Consider the following 19,699-nt stretch of genomic DNA (forward strand, 5'->3'; position numbering starts at 1 on the left):
CGTCTTCGCCGGCCGGGCCGGTGCGCACCGGCCGGGCTGGACGAGGATCAGTGTAGCGCCCCTCCGGCGCATGCCCGCAAGCGGTGCCCGCAAGCGGTGCCCGAGCCGGATGCGGCCGCATCGCCCGGGGAGTGCCGGAGCGGCTCAGCGGTAGTTCTGGGCGATGCGCTCGGCGGCCCGCTGCATGGCGGAGACGACGTCGTCGACGTCCTCGGGGACGTTGAAGTGCACGACGGCGACGGCGGCCGGCGGTTCGTCGGCGACGCGCAGCGGCACCGCGATCCCCGTGACCCCGTCGATCACCTCGGCGCGGCTGATGGCGTAGCCGTCCCTCCGCGCCTGGGCGGCGGCGGCGCTGAGCTCGGGTGAGCCGAGGTGGGCGGTGCGTTCGGCAGGGGACAGCGTCGATTCGATGGCGTGGCCGGGAGCCCCGCGGTCGACCGGGTGCCGGACGCCGGGGTTGCGGGAGATCGTGGCGGCGACGTTCGAGGGCTCTGAGGTGACGAGCGTGACGACCTCGTCGGCGTCCAGCACCGTGACGAACGCCGTCATGCCGAGGGCGTAGGCGAGCTCCGTGACGGCGGGCATGGCCGCGGTGTGCAGGGCCGGGGCGACGCCGCGTGCGAGGACGGTGAGCTTGGGGCCGAGGCGGATCCTCCCGGCTTGGTCGCGGGTGACGAAGCGTCGCTGTTCGAGCGTGCGCAGCACCCGGTAGGCGTTGGAGCGGTGGACGCCGAGGCGCTCGGCGAGATCCGCGATGGAGATCGGGTGCTCGGCCTCGGCGAGGAGCTCGAGGGCGCGCAGGCCCCGGTCGAGGGTCTGCGATCCGGCCGCGCGGGTCTCGGACGGCTGCCGCCCGGTGGCGGTGCTCGCTGGCTCACTCGGCGACGTCATGACTTCCATTCTGGCCGAGGTGCGAATCGAGTGTTGTGCCCGCCCGTCCCGGCGCCTATGCTAACTGTGCGTTATTCAAACCTAGTGTTCAAATAGCGAATAAGCAATCGCGGGTTTCCGCGCCGCCACGAGGAGAAACAGTGCAGTTCCACCACCACGGATACGTCTCAACCGATCCCCGCGTCCTCCCGGCCGCCGGCGTCGGGCTCGATCGCCCCGCCGAACTGCCCTCGGAGGTCGACGTGCTCATCGTCGGCTCGGGCCCCGCGGGCATCACCGCGGCCGCGCAGCTCGCGCACTTCCCCGGCGTCGTCACCCGCATCGTCGAGCGCCGGGACGGACGACTCGTGCTCGGCCAGGCCGACGGCATCCAGGCCCGCAGCGTCGAGACCTTCCAGGCCTTCGGCTTCGCCGGCCAGATCATCGAAGAGGCGTACCGGATCACCGAGACCGCGTTCTGGAGCCCCGACCCCGAGCGGCCCGAGGACATCGTGCGCAGCTCCATCACGCCCGACGATCCGAACGGGATCAGCGAGTTCCCACACCTCATCGTCAACCAGGCGCGCGTCATCGACTACTTCGCCGAGTACGCCCGCCGCGGGCCGGCCCGCGGCGACGTCGACTACGGCTACGAGTTCGTGGGCCTGCGCGTCACGGGCGAGGGCGACTACCCCGTCGAGGTCACCCTGCGCCGGGTCAGCGGCTACGCCGGTGCCGGCATCAACGCGGTGAAGGCCGGGGGCGGCGAGGGCGAGGGCGAGACCCTCACCGTGCGCGCCAAGTACGTCGTCGGCGCCGACGGCGCCCGCTCCGAGGTGCGCCGCTCCATCGGCGGCTCGCTCGCGGGCTCCGCCTCCCTGCACGCCTGGGGCGTGATGGATGTGCTCGCCGTCACCGACTTCCCCGACTACCGCAAGAAGTGCATCATCCACTCCGAGGCCGGGAGCATCCTGCACATTCCCCGCGAGGGCAACCATCTGGCCCGCATCTACGTCGACCTCGGCGAGACCGACGAGCACGACGGCGGCAAGGTCCGCGACACCCCGCTGGAGGAGATCGTCGCGCGGGCGAACGCGATCCTGCACCCCTACACCCTCGACGTGCGCGACGTGCCCTGGCACAGCGTCTACGAGGTCGCGCACCGCCTCACCGACCGCTTCGACGACGCGGCCACCTCGCCCGACGGCAAGGGGCGCGTGTTCCTGATGGGCGACGCCTGCCACACGCACAGCGCGAAGGCCGGGCAGGGCATGAACGTCTCCATGCAGGACGGCTGGAACCTGGGCTGGAAACTCGGCTACGTGCTGGAGGGCCGCAGCCCCGAGTCGCTGCTCGCCACCTACTCCGACGAGCGGCAGGTCACCGCCAAGAACCTCATCGACTTCGACCTGGAGTGGTCGACGCTCATGGCGAAGAAGCCCGAGGAGTTCGATTCCCCCGGCGAGGTCGAGGAGTTCTACGTGCGCACCGCCGAGTTCCCCGCGGGCTTCATGACCGAGTACACCGAGTCGATGCTCACGAGCGACGGGGCGCACCAGGAGCTCGCGAGCGGCTTCCCGATCGGCAAGCGCTTCAAGTCGGTGCGGACGACGCGCGTCGCCGACGCCGTCGAGGTGCACCTCGGTCACCACCACCGCGCTGACGGGCGGTTCCGCGTCTACGCCTTCGCGGACGCTTCGGGGGAGCGGCTGGAGCGGTGGGCCGACTGGGTGCACCACGCGGACGGCTCGCCCGTGCGGAGATTCACCCCGGCGGGCGCCGACCTCGACGCCTACTTCGACGTGAAGGCGGTCTATCAGCAGCACCACCACGATGTCGATCTCGCGCGCGTGCCGCGGCTCTTCCTGCCGGCCTCCGGGCCCTTCGGCCTCACCGACTACGAGAAGGTCTACGCGGCGCTGCCCGGGGAGGACATCTTCGAGCTGCGCGGGATCTCGCGCGAGGGCGCCGTGGTCGTGGTGCGCCCCGACCACTACGTCTCGGCGATCCTGCCGCTCGACGACCCCGAGGCGCTCGGCGCCTTCTTCGCGGGCGTGTTCCTCCCGCGCTGACGCCGCGCGGTAAGCAACGCAGCCGGCCCCGGGATCCGAATGGCGGATCCCGGGGCCGGCTGCGTGCGCGCGCGACCGCTTACTTCTCGGCGAAGCGGAAGAGCTTCTTGTTGGCGAACTCGAGCATGCCGACCTTGCCGAGCTCACGGCCGTAGCCCGACTTCTTCACGCCGCCGAAGGGCACATCGGCGCCCTCCAGGCCGGCGGCGCCGATGAACACCATGCCCACGTCGAGCTGGTTGCCCACCCGCTCCGCGCGCTCCAGGTCGTCGCAGATGATGACCGAGCCGAGGCCGTAGGGCGAGGAGTTGGCCAGCTCGATGGCCTCCTCGTCGCTCGACACCTTGTAGAGCTGGGCGACGGGGCCGAACAGCTCCTGGCTGTAGACGTCCATCGACGGCGTGATGTTGGTGAGCACCGTCGGCGTGAACACATTGCCCTCGGGGGAGCCGTTGCCCACGAGCACCTCGGCGCCCTGCTCGATCGCGCCCTGCACCTGGCCCGAGAGGGTCTTCGTGGCCGCGGCGGAGGACAGCGGGCCGAAGTCGTCGCCGTAGCTCTGGCCGCCGATCGCCGCCACGAACTTCTCCTTGAAGGCGTCGAACAGGGTGTCGATGACGACGATGCGCTTGGAACCGTTGCAGGCCTGGCCGGTGTTCTCCATTCGGCCGCCCACGGCGTGCTCGACCGCGTGGTCGAGGTCGTCGGTGTCGAGCACGAGGAACACGTCGGAGCCGCCCAGCTCGAGCACGCACTTCTTCAGCGCGCGACCGGCCTGCTCGGCCACGATCGCACCGGCGCGCTCGGAGCCGGTGAGCGAGACGCCCTGGATCCGGTCGTCGGCGATGATGCCCTCGATCTGCTCGTGGGTGGCGAAGACGTTGACGTAGGCGCCCTCGGGGAAGCCCGCGTCGCGGAACAGCTGCTCGAGCGCGAGCGCCGACTCCGGGCACTGCGCGGCGTGCTTCAGGATGATCGTGTTGCCGAGGATCAGGTTCGGCACGGCGAAACGGGCGACCTGGTAGTACGGGTAGTTCCAGGGCATGATGCCGAGGATCACGCCGGTGCCCTGGAATCGGAAGAACGAGCGCAGCCCGTCCTCGACCTCGAGCTGCTCATCCGCGAGCCACTTCTCGGCATTCTTCGCGAACGCCGCGGTGATGGCCCCGGAGAACTCGGCCTCGCCGACGGACTGGTCCAGCGGCTTGCCCATCTCGCGATTGATGATCGCGCCCAGCTCTTCCTTGCGCTCCTCAAAGAGCTCGGCCGCCCGCTGGGCGAGGGCCGCGCGCTCAGCCACCGTGGTCTTGCGGGCCCAGTCCTTGTAGGCCTGGTGCGCCGACGCCAGGCTGGCCTCGATCTCCTCAGCGGTCGCGTCGGGGTACTCGGCGAGGGTCTCGCCCGTTGCCGGATTGATGACGGCGAAGGTGCCCATAGATGACTCACTCCTTAGTGACTTCGTCGGTGTTGGGGGTTGCCCCAGTCTCCCACACCCTCCCCGCCAGCACTACCGGTGAACGCGCAGGAATCACCTCCGCTCCACGGCATCGCGCGCGCGAAATCGCATGCCTTCCGGCGCCTTCGCTGCGGAATCAGTGGAATCCGGCCACCGGTCCGGTCTCGCGGAGGCGCCGCATGCAGCAGAATGTCCGCATGGGGAAACACACACTCGACAATGCCACCGACACCGGGCACATCCACGTCGGCAAGGGCCTCAACCAGGGGGCCCTCGGCGTGGTCGGCTCCACCGTCATCGGCCTCGCATCGACCGCGCCGCTCTACTCGCTCGCGGCGACGCTCGGCTATGTGATCCTGGCCGTCGGGGCCCAGGCGCCGCTCGTGTTCATCGTCGCGTGCATCCCGATGATCTTCGCGGCCTTCGCCTACCAGGAGCTCAACCGTGAGATGCCCGACTGCGGCACCACCTTCGTGTGGGGCACCAAGGCGTTCGGGCCCGTGATCGGCTGGCTCGGGGGCTGGGCCGTCGCGGTGTCGGCGATCATGGTGCTCGCCAATGTGGGCGAGATCACCGGCAAGTACTTCTGGCTGCTGCTGGGCAACCAGGAGTTCGCCGGCAACCGGGTGATCGTCGTCGCGACCTCCGTCGTGTTCATGGCGATCATGACCTTCGTGAGCACCATCGGCGTGCAGATGGGGGAGCGCCTGCAGATGGTGCTCATGACGGTGCAGATCGTCGCGATGGTGCTCTTCGGCGTCCTCGCGCTCGTGCACGCGCTCGGCGGCGGCAACGCCGGCTCGATCGCCTTCGACTGGCAGTGGTTCAACCCGGCGGAGCTCGGATCCTGGTCGGGCTTCATGGAGGGGGTGCTGCTCGCGCTCTTCATCTACTGGGGCTGGGACACCTGCCTCGCGCTCAACGAGGAGACGAAGAACCCCAGGAAGACGCCGGGCCGCGCGGCCCTGTCGAGCATCGTCGTCCTCATCGTGCTCTACGTCGGCGTGTCGATCGCCGTCATGATGTTCGCGGGCTTCGGGGACACCGGCTACGGGCTGACCAACGCCGAGAACCTCGACGACGTCTTCTCGGTGCTGGGCGAGGCGCTCTTCGGCCCGTGGGGCTGGTTCCTGCTGCTCGGCGTGATGCTCTCGGCGGCGTCCTCGACTCAGACCACGATCCTGCCGACCGCTCGCGGCACGCTCTCGATGGCGGTCTACCGCGCGCTGCCGGCGAAGTTCGCAGAACTGCACCCCAGCTTCAAGACGCCCTGGTTCTCGACCACCCTGATGGGCGTCACCGCGATCATCTACTACGTCGGCATGTCGATCCTGTCCGAGGACATGCTCGCGGACTCGCTCACCTCGATGGGCCTCGCCGTCGCGCTCTACTACGCCATCACCTCCTTCGCCTGCGTCTGGTACTTCCGCGGGACGCTCAGGGACAGCGCGCGCAATCTCTGGATGCGGGGGATCCTGCCGCTGCTCGGCGGACTGCTGCTGGGCTACGCCTTCGTGCAGTCCGCGATCGACATGTGGAGCACCGACTACAGCGAGACGGTGCTGCTGGGCGTCGGCGGCGCCTTCGTCATCGGCGTGGGAGCGATCCTGCTCGGCTTCGTGCTCATGGGCCTCTGGTGGCTCCGTCCGGGCTCCCGGCCGTTCTTCCGCGGCGAGAGCCTGAACCGGGACACCCCGGTCCTCGTGCCCGACGAGTGACCCGCCGGCGTTCCCGCCGCACGAGACCGCATCGTCACGGTCCCTTCACGCTCCTGTGACGGGCCGTAACTCCGGCGTCACGCGGGTGCGCTGCAATGGACGGCATGAGCACCCCGGTCACCGTCGAAGTCACTCGGCAGACGCCCGCCGCACGCGGCGGCGAGGCGGCCGCGTGGATCGAGGAGGGGCTGCGGCTCGCCCGCGAGTTCGAGGGGTGCCTCGGCGGCGGGGTGCTGCGCGACGCTGGCGACGCCGGTGTGCTCCACACGATCTACCGCTTCGCCGATGAGCGCACGCTCACCGCCTGGGAGCAGTCCGAGCAGCGACGACGCTGGCTCGACGCGGGCTCCCCGTTCGTCCTCGATGCCCGGGTGCAGCGTCGCACCGGCATCGAGGGCTGGTTCGACGCGCCGCAGCTGCGCCGGAGCGTGAATCCGCGCACCGGGCTCGGCCGCATGATCGCGGTGCGCTCGGCGCCGCGGCGCTGGAAGCAGGCGACCGCGATCTGGATCGGCATGTACCCGGTGAACGTGCTGAGCTCCTGGCTCATCGCGCAGCTGCCCTGGTGGGGCGGCCTCGCCATCCCCGTCCGCTCGGCGATGCTCGTCTCGGTGCTCGCCCCGCTCATGACCTTCGTGATGATGCCGGCGGTGACGCGCGTGCTCCGCCCGTGGCTGCGGCGCGACGCCCGCGTGATCAGGACGGAGCGCTCGCTGCTCGCCGCACTCGACTCGCGCGCGGCCGGGCCCCGCTCCGGCTGAGGCGGGCGACGGCGCGGTGCCCGCGTTCCGGCGCGGTGCCCGCGTTCCGGCGTGGCTTCGATGGGACGCCTGGGACACGTTCCGCGTGCGCCGGTACGAGCCTGCCCTCGTGGATGCCGGCTATGACCGCCCTGGGCTCTCCGGGCCCCCCGGGTTCTCCGGGCTTGCCCCCGGTTCCGGGCTGACCGGGTGCTCCGGGCTCTCCGGGGCGGGAACCGCCGGGGCGGAGCCCGACGCCGTCGGCACCACCGCCTGGGCGGCCCGTGCTCGCCGCCGCTTGCTCGCCCGCACGATGAACACGACCGCGGCGGCGACGAGGCCGGCGAGCACCAGCCACGGCAGAAGCACGCCGAGCAGCACGAGCGCCCCGGCGCCCGCAACGCCCAGCGAGTCGAAGCCCGCCAGCAGTCCCTCCCAGAAGTTTGCGGGGCCGCCGCCCGGCAGCGCGCTCCGGGTGCTCAGAGACACCCACACGGTCGCCTCGTCGACCTGCCCCTCAAGCGACTGCAGCTGCGCTCGGAGGCCGTCGAGCTCCTGCTGCCGCTGCGCCAGCGCGGTCTCCGCCTCGATCAGCTCGCTCGTGGTGTCGGCGCCGGCCATCAGCTGCTGCAGGCGCTCGACGGACTCCTCGAGCGCCGCGACCCGGGCCTGCAGGTCGACGTGCTGCTCGGTGACGTCGCTCGCCGAGCGGCTCTGGTCGATCACCTGGCCGACCTCCTTGACCGCGTCGAAGACCTCGTCGAGGCGGTCAGCCGGCACGCGCAGGGTGAGCTCGGCGCTCGTGCCGCCCTGCTCCCCGGCGCGCGAGACGTTCTGCGATTCGACCGTCCCGCCGCTCGCCTCGGCGATCCCGGCCACGTCCTCTGCGGCCGCTTCCGGGTCGGCGACCTCGATGGACAGCTGCGCGGTGCGGATCACCGAGCGCTCCGCCCGGCCCTCGGCCGTCGGCGCGAGGCCTTCGGCGATCCCCGACGCCGCGGAATCCTCCGCAGCCATCTCCCCGCCGGGCAACTCACGGGAGGGGAGCGCGCCGGAGCCCGCGGAGTCGCCGCCTCCGCCCGGGAGCGCGGCGCAGGCGGAGAGCGGCACGAGCAGCAGCGCGGCCGCGAGGAGCAGCGGGATGCGGGATCGGGATCTCATGCTCACACCCTACGTTCGACCCCCGGCATCCTGCTCCGAGTGGTCTGCGCCGCCGCCGTGAGTGACCGGATCGTTACCCCCGGGTGCGGGTGCGGGTGCGGGTGCGGGTGCGGCTCCGGGGCCGGGGCCGGCCCCGGGCGCTGGCACGGACCGGGATCCGGGGCCCGCGCCGGGAATCCGGAGACCCGGCGCCCGGCCTCAGGGCAGCGGTAGCGACAGGGTCCCGGTGTCGGCCGGCGGCTCGATGCTCCGTCCCCGGAGATCCGGTATCCAGCGCATGGTGGCGGCTGCGACCACGGCGGCCACCGCGAGCAGCGCCGCCGAGACCAGGATGGCTCCGGGGGCGCCTCCGGCGTCGATCGCGATGCCCGCGAGCGCCGATCCCGAGGCGACGCCCACGAGCTGGCCCGTGCCGATCCACCCGTAGGCCTCGGCCGTCTCCGAGAAGCGCACCGTCGAGCTCACGATGTTCGAGATCGCCGCGAAGACGGGGGCGGTGCCGAGGCCTCCGATGAAGAGCACGACGCTGAGCCACCACATGTTCAGGCTGACGAGGCAGGCGGCGGTGCCCGCGAGCACGAGGGAGATCCGCAGCAGCGGCGACCAGGGCCGCATGGCGCGGTGCCCGATGATCAGGCCGCCGACGAGCGATCCCCCCGCGAAGATCGCGAGCACGATGCCCGACTCCATGCTGCCGTGGCCGCCTCCGTGGCCGTCGTCGACGCTGAAGGCCGCGACGATCGCCGCCTCGATCGCGGCGAAGGAGGCGACGAAGAAGAAGCCGATCACCGTCGAGATGACGACCGTCGGGTAGCGCAGCACCGCGCCGAGACCGCGGCGGGACGGCGGCAGCTGCACCTCTCCGAGCGCCGGGCTCATGATGAACCAGGCGCCGCCCCCGAGCAGGAAGGCGGCGGCGACGCACAGGCCGGCGGCCGTGCCGAACTGCGAGGACACGAAGACCGCGACGACCGGGCCGAGCACCCAGATGATCTCCTGCGCCGAGGCGTCGAGCGAGAAGAGGGCCGAGAGCTGCCGGCCGGGCACGAGCTTCGGGTACAGGGTGCGGACGGCGGGCGTGACCGGCGGCGTGGAGAGGCCGACGAGCAGGGCGAGCAGCACCACGACGGGGAGCGGCAAGCGGGTCAGCCCGATCGTCACGAGCAGGGCGGCGCACAGCACGGAGGTGACGCTGAGCACCCGTCGCATGCCCCACCGCCCCATCAGGCGGCTGCTGAGCGGGCCGGACACGGCCTGGCCGACGCTCTGCGTCGCCAGCACGAGGCCCGCCGAGGTGAAGTCGCCGAAGGTGAGCTGGATGTGCAGCAGCACGATGATCGAGAGCATCCCGAAGGGGAAGCGGGCCATGAGCTGCGAGAAGAGGACGCGGAAGACACCCGGATTCCTGCTCAGATCACGATAGATGCCCATCAGAGCAGTATACGGTCGAAATGGTCATAATGAACAGCGTTCATAGACGGATTCCGCGGCGATCGGCCCGCGATTCCACGCATATGCGTTCGTGCCCCGCACCGCTCGGCACTGCCGGGCACGGCGCGGGGCACGACGGCGGCGCTCAGGCGCCGGGGGTGCTGGTGGAGTACACCGTTCCGCCGCCCTACGCGCGGCGGCCGGAGCGCCGGCGTCCGCCGCCCTGCGACTCTCCGCCCTGGCCCTGACGCTGCCCGCGAGGCTGGCCCTGGGAGGCCTGCGAGCCGCGCCCGCCGTGGCCGCCCTGAGACCCAGCGGTCCGGCCCGAGCGCTGGCCCCCGGCCTCGCCGCCACGATCCCGTCCCGCCTGCTGCGTGCCGGCCGCCGCCCCCGCGCCGCGGCCGCGGCCGCCGCGCGAGCGCTTGCGCTTCGCGTTCGCGCCCTGCGAGGAGCCCTGTCCGGCCGGGGCGTGCCCGGCGGCCCGCTGCTGCTCGGCCTGCGCGGCCGCCCTCCGGCGCTCGATCTCGCGCGGGTCGACGCGGGGCGCCACCTCGCCGATGAGCGCCAGCACCTCCGGGTCCGCGCTCGCGGCCGAGGGGTCGACCGGCCGCGGCGTGACGCGGATCTTCGCCGCGCGCATGATCTGGCGCATCTCGCCGCGCTGCTCCGGCAGCACGAGCGTCACCACATCGCCCTCGTTGCCCGCGCGGGCCGTGCGGCCGGAGCGGTGCAGATAGGCCTTGTGCTCCACGGGCGGGTCGACGTGCACCACGAGGTCGACGCCGTCGACGTGCACGCCGCGGGCTGCGACGTCGGTCGCCACCAGCACCCGCGCCTCGCCGCTGACGAACTCGGCGAGGTTGCGGTCGCGCGCGTTCTGCGACAGATTGCCCTGCAGCTCGACCGCGGGGATGCCGCGCGCCGTGAGCTGCTTGGCGAGCTTCTTCGCCTGGTGCTTCATGCGGGTGAAGAAGATGCGGCGAGCCGTGCCGCTCGCGAGCGCCTCGATGAGCGCGTCCTTCTGCTCCTTGCCCGCGACCTCGAAGACGTGATGGGTGAGCTGCGGCACCGGGCTCTCGGCGCTGTCGACCGAGTGCAGGATCGGATCGTGGAGGTACTTCTTCACGATGTTGTCGACCCCGTTGTCGAGGGTCGCGCTGAAGAGCAGCCGCTGGCCCTGCTTCGGGGTCTTGTTGAGGATGCGGGTGACGACGGGCAGGAAGCCCATGTCGGCCATGTGATCGGCCTCGTCGAGCACCGTGATCTCGACGCCGTCGAGGCTCACGAGCCCCTGGCGCATCAGGTCGTCGAGACGGCCGGGTGCGGCGACGACGATGTCGACCCCGGCTTCGAGCGCCGCCTCCTGGCGACGCTGCGGGATCCCGCCGAAGATGGTGGTGACCTTGACGCCGAGGGGATCGGCGAGCATCTTGACGGTCTCGGCGATCTGCGTGACGAGCTCGCGGGTGGGCGCGAGCACGATGCCCCGGGGGCGGCTGGGACGGCGCTTCGCGGCGGCGTTCTCGGCCAGGTTCGCGACGAGCGGAATGCCGAAGGCGATGGTCTTGCCGGATCCGGTGCGGCCGCGGCCGAGGACGTCGCGTCCGGCGAGCGTATCGGGCAGCGTGTCGCGCTGGATGGGGAAGGGGGCGGACTTGCCGTTCTTCTCGAGCGCGTGCGCGATCGCCTCGGGCACGCCGAGCGCGATGAAGGACGGGGTTTCGGGGGTCTGTGCGGTCACGGGGACCTTTCCTGCTGGTGCGGCGGCGGCGCGGGCCAGCCCCGTGCGGTGCGGCCCGTGGGCGGGCCTCGGCTGCGGGGGCGGCTACGCGCGTCGCTGCGAATCGGCGAGTGCGCGGGATCGCGCATCCGTTCGCCGCGGAGAGTCTGAGCGTGCCGGCCGCGTGCGTCGGGGACGCGCGCGGCATGGATCCCGATCCCGATCTGGATCCCGACCCCGGCACTGGAAAATCAGCGACGATGGGGGCGGCTCGCGCCGTCCCGTGCATCCATCGTAGCGTGCAGAAGCTGCGGAACGCGGAAGAACCGCGATTCTGCACCCGCGACACGCCGCTGGGCCGCCCGCGTGCTCTGGCAGGATCGGTGCATGGGACGCATACACATCCGGGACTTTCACGACGACGACCTCGACGCGGTCGTGCGTCTCTGGTGGGAGGCCAGGTCCTCCTCGGAGCAGCCGGTCTACTCCCTCGCCGAGGTCACGGCCTCCTGCCGCGAGGATCACGCCGTGGTGGCGGTGCGGGATGAGGAGATCGTCGCCGCGGCGGTGGGACGCGCCGCCCACGCCCAGGGCTGGGTGGTGTTCTTCGGGATCGCGGAGCAGGCGCGATCCGAGAACGTCTCGGGACAGCTGCTCGACGCGCTCGAACGGCGCATGACCCCGCTGGGCCTCTCGACGCTCTCGGTGCTGATGCCGGAGGGGAGCCGGCTCGACCTGCTCACCTCGAACGGCTTCGAGCTGCGCTACGGGCTGCGATACCTGGAGCGGCACATGCCGGTGCAGCGGCGCGAGCTCGATCTGCTGAAGGACCTCGGCGGGCGGATCCTGCCGCGCCACCTCTGGGAGCAGGTGGCCGGCATGCGCCGGGAGAAGCAGCTGCTCGAGGAGCGCCTGGTGGCGCCCCTCGCGCAGCCCGATCTGGCCGACCGCTACGGCGTCGTGCCTCCGCGGGCGGTGATGCTGTTCGGGCCGCCCGGCACCGGCAAGACGACCTTCGCGAAGGCGGTCGCCTCCCGCCTCGACTGGCCCTTCGTCGAGGTCTTCCCCTCGCGGCTCGGCGACGGGCGCAGCAGCATGGCCTCCTCGCTGCGGGCCGTGTTCGAGCGGATCGACGAGCTGGAGCACGGGGTCGTCTTCATCGACGAGGTCGAGGAGATCGCCTCGCAGCGCAGCGACCCGCCCACGCCGACACAGGGCGTGACGAACGAGCTGCTGAAGATCGTGGCCGACTTCCGGGCCCGGGAGGGAATGCTGCTGATCTGCGCCACCAATTTCGTACGGGCGCTCGATGCGGCCTTCCTGCGCCACGGGCGCTTCGACTACGTGCTGCCGATCGGCCTGCCGGACGCGGAGGCGCGGGAGGCGATCTGGCGTCGCTACGTGCCCGCGGAGATCGCCGCCGACGTCGACTTCGGCCGCCTGGTCGAGCTGAGCGACGGGCTGACACCCGCGGACATCGAGTACGCGGGCCGGCGCGCCTCCCAGGAGGCGCTCGGCCGCGCGCTCGCCTCGGGGGTCGGAAGCCGCCCGCACGAGCGCGCCGAGCTGACCACGGACGACTACCTCGGCGCGCTCTCGGTGACGCGCGCGACGGTCTCCGCGGAGCAGCAGGCGGCGTTCCTGGAGGACATCGAGGAGATCGCGCGGCTGTAGCCGGGGCTCTGCGCGGCGCCGCTCCCGCGTGGCTGCGGCAGGGCCTTCGGGCGGGGCCGCTCCGGCGCGGATCCGGCCGGCGGCCCGTGCGTGTCGGTGGTTCGCGGTAGCTTCGTCGTGACGGCGCGAAGGGCGTGCCGCGGCAGCGGAGGAGGGCAGCGTGTTCCTGCAGCAGCGCAGCGTGGGCGGCGAGCGCCTGGTGACGAGCGCCAGCGATCTGACGGCCGCGAGCGCCTGCGAGTTCGCCTTCCTGCGCCGCGTGGACGCGAAACTGGGCCGCGAGGTCGAGGTGCCGCCCGACGACGACCCGATGCTGGCGCGGGCCGCGCGCCTGGGGGACGCGCACGAGGAGCGCACGCTCGCGGCGTATCGCGCGCGCTGGGGCGCGGGAACCGCAGAGGAGGGCGGGGTGGTCGAGGTCCCGCGGCCGGCGTCGATGGGCGAGGCGGATCTGGTGGCCGTCGCCGAGCAGACCCTCACGGTGCTCGGCGGCCGTGCCCAGCTGGTGTTCCAGGCGACCTTCTTCGAGCCGGCGCAGCGGCCCGCGACGGCGGACGAGCCCGAGATCGGCTTCGTCGGCTTCGCCGACTTCCTGCAGCGGCTGCCGGGCGGTGCCTTCGAGGTGCAGGACACGAAGCTCGCACGCCGCGCCAAGGTCACTGCGCTCATGCAGCTCGCCGCCTACGCCGAGCAGCTGGAGCGGCTGGGCGTGCCGGTAGCGGCCGAGGCGGTGCTGATCCTCGGCGACGGGACGCGCTCACGGCACCGGCTCGCCGACATCGCGCCCGTGTTCCGCGCCCGCCGCGAGCGGCTGCACCGGATCCTGATCGACCGCGTCATGGCGACCGGGGATGACGGGAGCCGCGAGGGCGCGGCACCGGTCGCCTGGGGCGCCGCGGGAGTCGCCGCCTGCGGCCGCTGCGAGGTCTGCGTGCCGGAGGCGGAGCGCACGCGCGACCCGCTGCTCATCGCGGGCATCCGTCGCGGCCAGCGCGACGCGCTCGTCGAGGCTGGGCTCGGCACCATCGACGAGGTGGCGGCGCTCGGCGCTGCCGCCCTGCCGGCGATTCCCGGGATCGGGGAGGCCACGCTCGCGCGGATCGTCGCGCAGGCGCGGGCGCAGGCGGCGGCCGTGCCGGGGAAGCCCCCGCCGGTCCGCATCGTCGACGCGGGAGCCCTCGCGGCGATTCCCGCGCCCGACCCGGGCGACCTGTTCTTCGACTTCGAGGGCGATCCGATGTTCCGAGAGCCCGGAGACGATGAGACCGCCCGGTGGGGGATCGACTACCTCTTCGGCATGGTCGACGCGCAGGAGCGCTTCACGCCGCTCTGGGCGCACGACCTCGAGGCCGAGAAGGAGGCGCTGCTGCGCTTCCTCGCACTCGTCGCCGAGCGGCGCAGGCGGCACCCGGGCATGCACATCTACCACTACGCCGCCTACGAGCGCAGCCACCTGCTCGGCATCGCCGCCCGGCACGGGGTCGGCGAGGCCGAGGTCGATCGGCTGCTGCGCGAGCACGTGCTCGTCGATCTCTACCCGATCGTGCGGCAGGCGCTGCGCATCGGCTCCCGCTCCTACTCGATCAAGAAGCTCGAACCGCTGTACATGGGGGCCGAGCTGCGCGACGAAGGCGGCGTGACGAGCGGCGCCCAATCCGTGACCGAGTACGCCGAGGCGAGCGCCCAGCTGGCCTCGGAGGACCAGGCCGAGCGGGCTGAGGGACAGCGTCGCCTCGACGCGATCGCCGACTACAACCGCTACGACTGCGTCTCCACGTTGCGGCTGCGCGACTGGCTGCTCGGCATCGCCGCGGAGCACGGCGTCGCACCCTATGCGGCGAACGCGGTGCTCGCCGAGGACGAGGGCCCCGCCTTCACGGTCAGCCCCGTCGCGGCGGCCCTTGCCGGACACGCGGCGGCGGCGGCAAGCGAGCGCGATCGGATCGCGGCCGCCCTCGCCGCGAGCGCCATCGACTACCATCAGCGCGAGCAGAAGGCGTTCTGGTGGGCGCACTACGCGCGCCTCGTGGATCCCGTCGAGGACTGGGCCGACACCCGGGACGTGCTGATCGTGGACCCGGCGCTCAGCCGGGTGCGCGAGGACTGGTTCGTGCCGCCGCGCGGGCGAGCGGAGCGCCGCCGCCTGCTGCTGCGGGGCGAGCTCGCACCGGGCAGCAGCCTGCGCGCCGGCGAGGTCACCCTGCTCTACGAGCACCCGCCGCCCTTCCCGCAGCCCGGCGCGGCGCCGGGCGCGCGCGGGGCGCGGCGCGCCACCGTGCTCGAACGCGGCGACGACGGGGTGCTCGTCGAGGAGTACGCGCCGCCCTCGGGTCCGCACGCGGCGCTGCCCATCGCGCTCGTGCCCGGTCCGCCGCCGCGTGCCGGGGCGCAGCAGGGCGCGATCGAGGAGTGGGGCCGGGCGCTCGCCGAAGCGCTCGACCGCGGCGAGCTCCCGCGCGATCCCGTGGTCGAGCTGATCCGCCGGGTGCCGCCGAGGCTCGCGGACGGTGAGCCGCTCGTCGCCGTCGGCTCCGGGACAGCGCTCGCAGCCGCCGACGGTGACTCCGAGGCCCGTGCCATCGGGGCCGTCACCGCGAGCCTGCTAGGCCTCGACCACGGGTACCTCGCGGTGCAGGGCCCGCCCGGCACGGGCAAGACGTTTCTCGCGGCCCGCGTCATCCGGCGGCTGGCCGAACGGCACGGCTGGCACATCGGCGTGGTGGCGCAGTCGCACCGCGTCGTCGAGAACGTGCTGAGCGGGGTGGTGGCGGCCGGGCTCGAGCCGGCGCTCGTGGGCAAAGTGCCGCAGGGCGGGCGGCTCGCGCCCGGCGACCCCGGGCCTCCGTACACCGTGCTGCCAGCGAACGGGCAACTGCGCTTCGCGGCCGGGCACCGCTCGGCGGGGCGCGGCTGCGTGATCGGCGGCACCGCGTGGGACTTCGCCAACGAAGCGCGCTTCGAGCGGCGCGGTCTCGATCTGCTCGTCATCGACGAGGCCGGGCAGTTCTCACTCGCCCCGACCATCGCCGCCTCCGCGGCCGCGAAACGGCTGCTCCTGCTCGGCGACCCGCAGCAGCTGCCGCAGGTCTCACAGGGCAGTCACCCCGAGCCGGTCGACGCCTCCGCCCTCGGCTGGCTGCTCGGAGACCACGAGACCGTTCCCGAGGAACTCGGCTACTTCCTCGCCGAGACCCGGCGCATGCGCCCCGAGCTGGCGGACATCGTCTCCGAGCTCGCCTACGCGGGGCGGCTGCGCGCGCACCCCGCCGCGGCGGGGCGCACCGTCAGCGGCCTCGGGCCGCCCGGTCTCGTCCGGCACCCCGTGGCCCACGCCGGCAACGCGACCGCCTCCGCGGAGGAGGCCTCGACGGTGGTGCGCATCGTGCAGCACGCCCTGGCGGAGGGGCGGCTGCGGGACGACGGGCGGGAGCGCCCGCTCACCGCGGACGACCTGATCGTGGTCGCCGCCTACAACGCGCAGGTGGAGCTCGTCTCCGAGGCGCTCGCCGCCGCCGGGCATGAGCGGGTGCGCGTCGGCACCGTCGACCGCTTTCAGGGGCAGGAGGCGGTGATCGCGATCGTCACCCTCGCGGCGTCGAGCCCCGAGGACGTGCCGCGCGGACTCGAGTTCCTGCTCATGCGCAACCGCCTGAACGTGGCGATCAGCCGCGCCCAGTGGGCCGCGCACCTCGTCTCCTCCGAGCGGCTCGGGGACGGGCTGCCCGGCACGGCCGAGGGGCTCGCCGCGCTCGCCGGCTACCTCCGCCTGCTCGAACGCGCGCGGCCGGGCGACGCGGGATCGGCGCCCGCGGCGGCCGCTGGGTCCGTGCCGCCCGTGCCGCCCCTGACGCAAGCGGCTAACGTGGAGGCATGATGAAACCGGGTGGACCCTTCAAGATGCCGCCGCCGCGTCTGCCGGGAGGCACGGGGCAGTCAGCGGTGCCGCAGCCCGCGGACCGCCCCGGCCTCCCCATCTCCCAGCGCTCGCGCATCCCCGCCTTCGAGGTGATGCGCATCACCGATCGCGTCGCCCAGCGGCGAGCCGACGGCCACGACGTGGTCTCGCTCTGCGCGGGCGAGCCGAGCGCCCGCCCCGCCCCCGGCACGCTGAAGCCCGCCGGCTACACGGGCCCGCTCGGCACCGCGCCGCTGCGGGAAGCCATCGCCGGCCACTACCGGGACTGGTACGGCGTCGAGCTCGACCCGGCGACGGTCGCCGTCACCACCGGATCCTCCGGGGCCTTCCAGCTCGTCTTCCTCGCGGCCTTCGACCCGGGGGACCGCGTCGCCCTCGTGAGCCCCGGCTACCCGGCCTACCGCAACATCCTCACGGCACTCGGCGTGTCGGTCGTCGAGATCCCCGTCGGGCCCGAAACCCGCTACCAGCCGACTCCGGCGCTGCTCGACGCGGCAGCCGAGGCGCACGGCCCGCTCGCCGGGCTCGTCGTCGCCTCGCCGGCGAACCCCACCGGCACCATGCTCGGCCGCGCGGAGCTCGCCGCGCTCTCCGAATGGTGCTCCGTCAGGGGAGTGCGGCTCATCAGCGACGAGATCTATCACGGCATCACCTTCGCGGACGGCGGCGATCACGCGGCTGGCGGAGCGGGTGCGGGCGCCGACTCGGATCGCCGCGGCGTCACCGTGCGCGAGCTCGACCCCGAGGCGGTCGTCATCAACTCCTTCTCGAAGTACTGGGGCATGACCGGATGGCGGCTCGGCTGGGCGATCCTGCCGCATTCCCTCGTCGCCCCGCTCGAAGCCCTCGCCTCCAACTTCGCGCTCTCGCCCCCCGCCCCCGCGCAGGAGCTCGCCCTCTCCGCGTTCACCGAGGAGAGCTACGCCCAGCGAGACGCCGTGGTCGAGGGATTCGCCCGCGCACGGCAGCTCATCCTCGACGCCGCACCGCAGCTCGACTGGGGGGTGGCCGCCCCCTCCGACGGTGCCTTCTACTACTACTCCGAGCTCGGCCCGCAGCTCGCCCGCTTCGGCGACTCCATCGAGTACGCGCGTGCCCTCCTGGAGGGTGCCGACGTCGCGGTGGTGCCCGGGGTGGACTTCGACCCCCTCGCCGGGCAGCGCGCCGTGCGGCTCTCCTACGCCGCAGGCGAATCCGCGGTCGCGGAGGCGCTCGACCGCATCATCCGCTTCCAGCGCTGAGGTGCCCAGCGGCACCGTGCCTCGGCGGTCTCAGCCGGCGAGCCGCACGGGCGTGCCGGCGCCGACCCCGATCCGCCGCTGCAGCGCCTCGTCCACCGCGGCGTTCGCGGCGTCCGCGATCCCCAGCTCCGCGAGCACCTTCTGCCCCGCGTCGCCCAGCTCCAGCACCACTGCGCTCACCGACTCCGCGAGCGGCCCCTCCAGCCCGGCCACGGCGCGCGACAGCGCCGAGCGCACCGCGCGGGCAAGCGACGCCGGGCCGTCGTCAGCGAACGCGACCTCGGCGCTCGCGTACACGACCCCGTCGCCGGACACCGCTTCCGCCAGCGCGGCCGTCCCCGCGCGCCGCGCCCGCACCTCGAGCACGCTGCTCGTGGAGAGGCCCGCGCCGGGAGCGACGGTCGAGAACGGCAGCGGAACGCCCGAAGGGGCGCCGCCGTGATCGTGTCGATCCGGCGACGCCCCTCCGAAGGTGAACTTCAGATCCATGGGATCCAGCCTACGCGCTCTGCGCTGCGCGCTTCATCCGTGCTCAGGCGTTCGAGGAGAGCACCTCGTCGAGCGGCGTGTACGCCAGCTCGGGGAAGGCGTGCGCGACGCCCGCGTTCGTGATCGCGCCCTCGTGCGCGTTCAGGCCCTTCGCCAGCGCCTCGTCCGCCTGGAGCGCCGCGACCCAGCCCTTGTCGGCCAGCGCGACCACGTAGGGCAGCGTCGCGTTGGTGAGCGCCGCGGTCGAGGTCTCCGGCACCGCGCCGGGCATGTTCGCCACGCAGTAGTAGATCGAGTTGTGCACCTGGAAGGTGGGGTCGTCGTGCGTGGTGGGACGCGAGTTCTCGAAGCAGCCGCCCTGGTCGATCGCGATGTCGACGAGCACCGATCCGGGCTTCATCTGCGCGACCATCTCGTCGGTGACGAGCTTGGGGGCCTTCTCACCGGGGATGAGGACGGAGCCGATCACGAGGTCGGCGTCCTTCAGCGCCTCGGTGATGTTGTGCGCGTTCGAGGTGCGCGTCTGGATGCGGCCGCTGAACTCGTCCTCCAGCTGCTTGAGGCGGGGGATCGCGATGTCGATCACGGTGACCTCGGCGCCCATGCCGTAGGCGATGCGCGCGGCCTGCTCGCCGGCCGCGCCGCCGCCGATGACGACGACCTTGCCACGGCGGGTCGCGGTGACGCCGCCGAGCAGCACGCCGCGGCCGCCGTTCGCCTTCATCAGCGAGTACGCGCCGACCTGCGCCGAGAGGCGGCCAGCCACCTCGGACATGGGGGCGAGCAGCGGCAGCGCGCGGTTGGCGAGCTGCACGGTCTCGTAGGCGATCGCGGTGGTGCCCGAGGCGAGCACCTGCTCGGTGAGCGTCTTGTCGGCGGCGAGGTGCAGGTAGGTGAACAGCACCTGGCCCTTGCGCAGCTTGTCGTACTCGGCCGCGATGGGCTCCTTGACCTTCAGGATCATGTCGGACTGCGCCCAGACCTCGTCGGCGCCGTCGACGATCTTTGCGCCGGCGGCGATGTACTCCTCGTCGGTGATGGCCGAGCCGAGGCCGGCGCCAGCCTGGACGAGCACCTCGTGGCCGCGACGGGCCAGCTCGAACACGCCGGCCTGCGTGATGGCGACGCGGTTCTCGTTGTTCTTGATCTCGGTGGGAATACCGACGCGCATGGTCTGCTCCTGGGGGTCGTGTGTGCGGTGTCCGACC

Annotated in this window: 13 protein-coding genes; 6 read left to right on the plus strand and 7 right to left on the minus strand. The window is 72.6% G+C overall.

Annotated features, from left to right (window positions below):
- Positions 1–144: 144 nt before the first annotated feature.
- Entirely contained in the window at positions 145–894 is a 750-nt protein-coding gene (locus B4915_RS13755) for an IclR family transcriptional regulator (protein ID WP_105806398.1), read from the minus strand.
- Positions 895–1,034: 140 nt separating this feature from the next.
- Between B4915_RS13755 and B4915_RS13760 the strand changes: the two genes are divergently transcribed.
- On the plus strand, positions 1,035–2,945 hold the full coding sequence (locus tag B4915_RS13760; protein ID WP_105806399.1) for an FAD-dependent monooxygenase: 1,911 nt from the start codon (positions 1,035–1,037) through the stop codon (positions 2,943–2,945).
- 79 nt (positions 2,946–3,024) lie between these two features.
- On the opposite strand, the gene B4915_RS13765 is transcribed toward B4915_RS13760, so the two are convergent.
- On the minus strand, positions 3,025–4,380 hold the full coding sequence (locus B4915_RS13765) for an NAD-dependent succinate-semialdehyde dehydrogenase (RefSeq protein WP_105806400.1): 1,356 nt from the start codon (positions 4,378–4,380) through the stop codon (positions 3,025–3,027).
- A 218-nt stretch (positions 4,381–4,598) separates the two neighbouring features.
- On the opposite strand from B4915_RS13765, the gene B4915_RS13770 reads away from it, so the two are divergent.
- Both B4915_RS13770 and B4915_RS13775 read left to right on the plus strand, forming a co-directional pair.
- A complete protein-coding gene (locus B4915_RS13770; RefSeq protein ID WP_105806401.1) occupies positions 4,599–6,119 on the plus strand; it encodes an APC family permease in 1,521 nt (506 codons plus the stop codon).
- A 104-nt stretch (positions 6,120–6,223) separates the two neighbouring features.
- Complete coding sequence (locus tag B4915_RS13775; protein WP_146120122.1) at positions 6,224–6,880, plus strand: antibiotic biosynthesis monooxygenase; 657 nt, start codon at positions 6,224–6,226, stop codon at positions 6,878–6,880.
- Positions 6,881–7,000: 120 nt separating this feature from the next.
- On the opposite strand, the gene B4915_RS13780 is transcribed toward B4915_RS13775, so the two are convergent.
- The 3 genes from B4915_RS13780 to B4915_RS13790 form a co-directional block, all read right to left on the minus strand.
- On the minus strand, positions 7,001–8,020 hold the full coding sequence (locus tag B4915_RS13780) for a DUF4349 domain-containing protein (protein WP_105806403.1): 1,020 nt from the start codon (positions 8,018–8,020) through the stop codon (positions 7,001–7,003).
- Between the two features lie 198 nt (positions 8,021–8,218).
- Positions 8,219–9,451, minus strand: a complete 1,233-nt coding sequence (locus B4915_RS13785) for an MFS transporter (RefSeq protein ID WP_105806404.1) — start codon at positions 9,449–9,451, stop codon at positions 8,219–8,221.
- A gap of 187 nt (positions 9,452–9,638) precedes the next feature.
- Positions 9,639–11,192: a DEAD/DEAH box helicase gene (locus B4915_RS13790; protein WP_181158606.1), complete on the minus strand. Its 1,554-nt coding sequence runs from the start codon at positions 11,190–11,192 to the stop codon at positions 9,639–9,641.
- A 366-nt stretch (positions 11,193–11,558) separates the two neighbouring features.
- On the opposite strand from B4915_RS13790, the gene B4915_RS13795 reads away from it, so the two are divergent.
- From B4915_RS13795 to B4915_RS13805, 3 genes are all read left to right on the plus strand, one after another.
- Positions 11,559–12,845 (plus strand): ATP-binding protein, encoded by a 1,287-nt coding sequence (locus tag B4915_RS13795; protein ID WP_105806405.1) that lies wholly within the window; start codon positions 11,559–11,561, stop codon positions 12,843–12,845.
- Between the two features lie 160 nt (positions 12,846–13,005).
- Positions 13,006–16,719, plus strand: a complete 3,714-nt coding sequence (locus B4915_RS13800; protein WP_105806406.1) for a TM0106 family RecB-like putative nuclease — start codon at positions 13,006–13,008, stop codon at positions 16,717–16,719.
- The gene (locus tag B4915_RS13805) at positions 16,716–18,002 is read left to right on the plus strand and encodes a pyridoxal phosphate-dependent aminotransferase (protein WP_105806407.1); all 1,287 of its coding nucleotides are present in this window, start codon (positions 16,716–16,718) and stop codon (positions 18,000–18,002) included. Before B4915_RS13800 ends, B4915_RS13805 begins: the two co-directional genes overlap by 4 nt.
- 30 nt (positions 18,003–18,032) lie before the next feature.
- On the opposite strand, the gene B4915_RS13810 is transcribed toward B4915_RS13805, so the two are convergent.
- A complete protein-coding gene (locus B4915_RS13810; protein WP_105806408.1) occupies positions 18,033–18,491 on the minus strand; it encodes a hypothetical protein in 459 nt (152 codons plus the stop codon).
- Between the two features lie 43 nt (positions 18,492–18,534).
- Positions 18,535–19,662 (minus strand): alanine dehydrogenase, encoded by a 1,128-nt coding sequence (gene ald / locus B4915_RS13815; RefSeq protein ID WP_105806409.1) that lies wholly within the window; start codon positions 19,660–19,662, stop codon positions 18,535–18,537.
- Positions 19,663–19,699 lie beyond the last annotated feature (37 nt).

The organism is Leucobacter massiliensis, assembly GCF_002982315.1.
GTDB classification, from domain to species: Bacteria; Actinomycetota; Actinomycetes; order Actinomycetales; family Microbacteriaceae; genus Leucobacter; species Leucobacter massiliensis.

Bases quoted from the DNA above. Each gene is read 5' to 3' on its own strand.
- B4915_RS13755 (WP_105806398.1), bottom strand. From the start codon at position 894: ATGACGTCGCCGAGTGAGCCAGCGAGCACCGCCACCGGGCGGCAGCCG.
- B4915_RS13765 (WP_105806400.1), bottom strand. From the start codon at position 4,380: ATGGGCACCTTCGCCGTCATCAATCCGGCAACGGGCGAGACCCTCGCC.
- B4915_RS13770 (WP_105806401.1), top strand. From the start codon at position 4,599: ATGGGGAAACACACACTCGACAATGCCACCGACACCGGGCACATCCAC.
- B4915_RS13775 (WP_146120122.1), top strand. From the start codon at position 6,224: ATGAGCACCCCGGTCACCGTCGAAGTCACTCGGCAGACGCCCGCCGCA.
- B4915_RS13780 (WP_105806403.1), bottom strand. From the start codon at position 8,020: ATGAGATCCCGATCCCGCATCCCGCTGCTCCTCGCGGCCGCGCTGCTG.
- B4915_RS13785 (WP_105806404.1), bottom strand. From the start codon at position 9,451: ATGGGCATCTATCGTGATCTGAGCAGGAATCCGGGTGTCTTCCGCGTC.
- B4915_RS13795 (WP_105806405.1), top strand. From the start codon at position 11,559: ATGGGACGCATACACATCCGGGACTTTCACGACGACGACCTCGACGCG.
- B4915_RS13805 (WP_105806407.1), top strand. From the start codon at position 16,716: ATGATGAAACCGGGTGGACCCTTCAAGATGCCGCCGCCGCGTCTGCCG.
- B4915_RS13810 (WP_105806408.1), bottom strand. From the start codon at position 18,491: ATGGATCTGAAGTTCACCTTCGGAGGGGCGTCGCCGGATCGACACGAT.
- ald (WP_105806409.1), bottom strand. From the start codon at position 19,662: ATGCGCGTCGGTATTCCCACCGAGATCAAGAACAACGAGAACCGCGTC.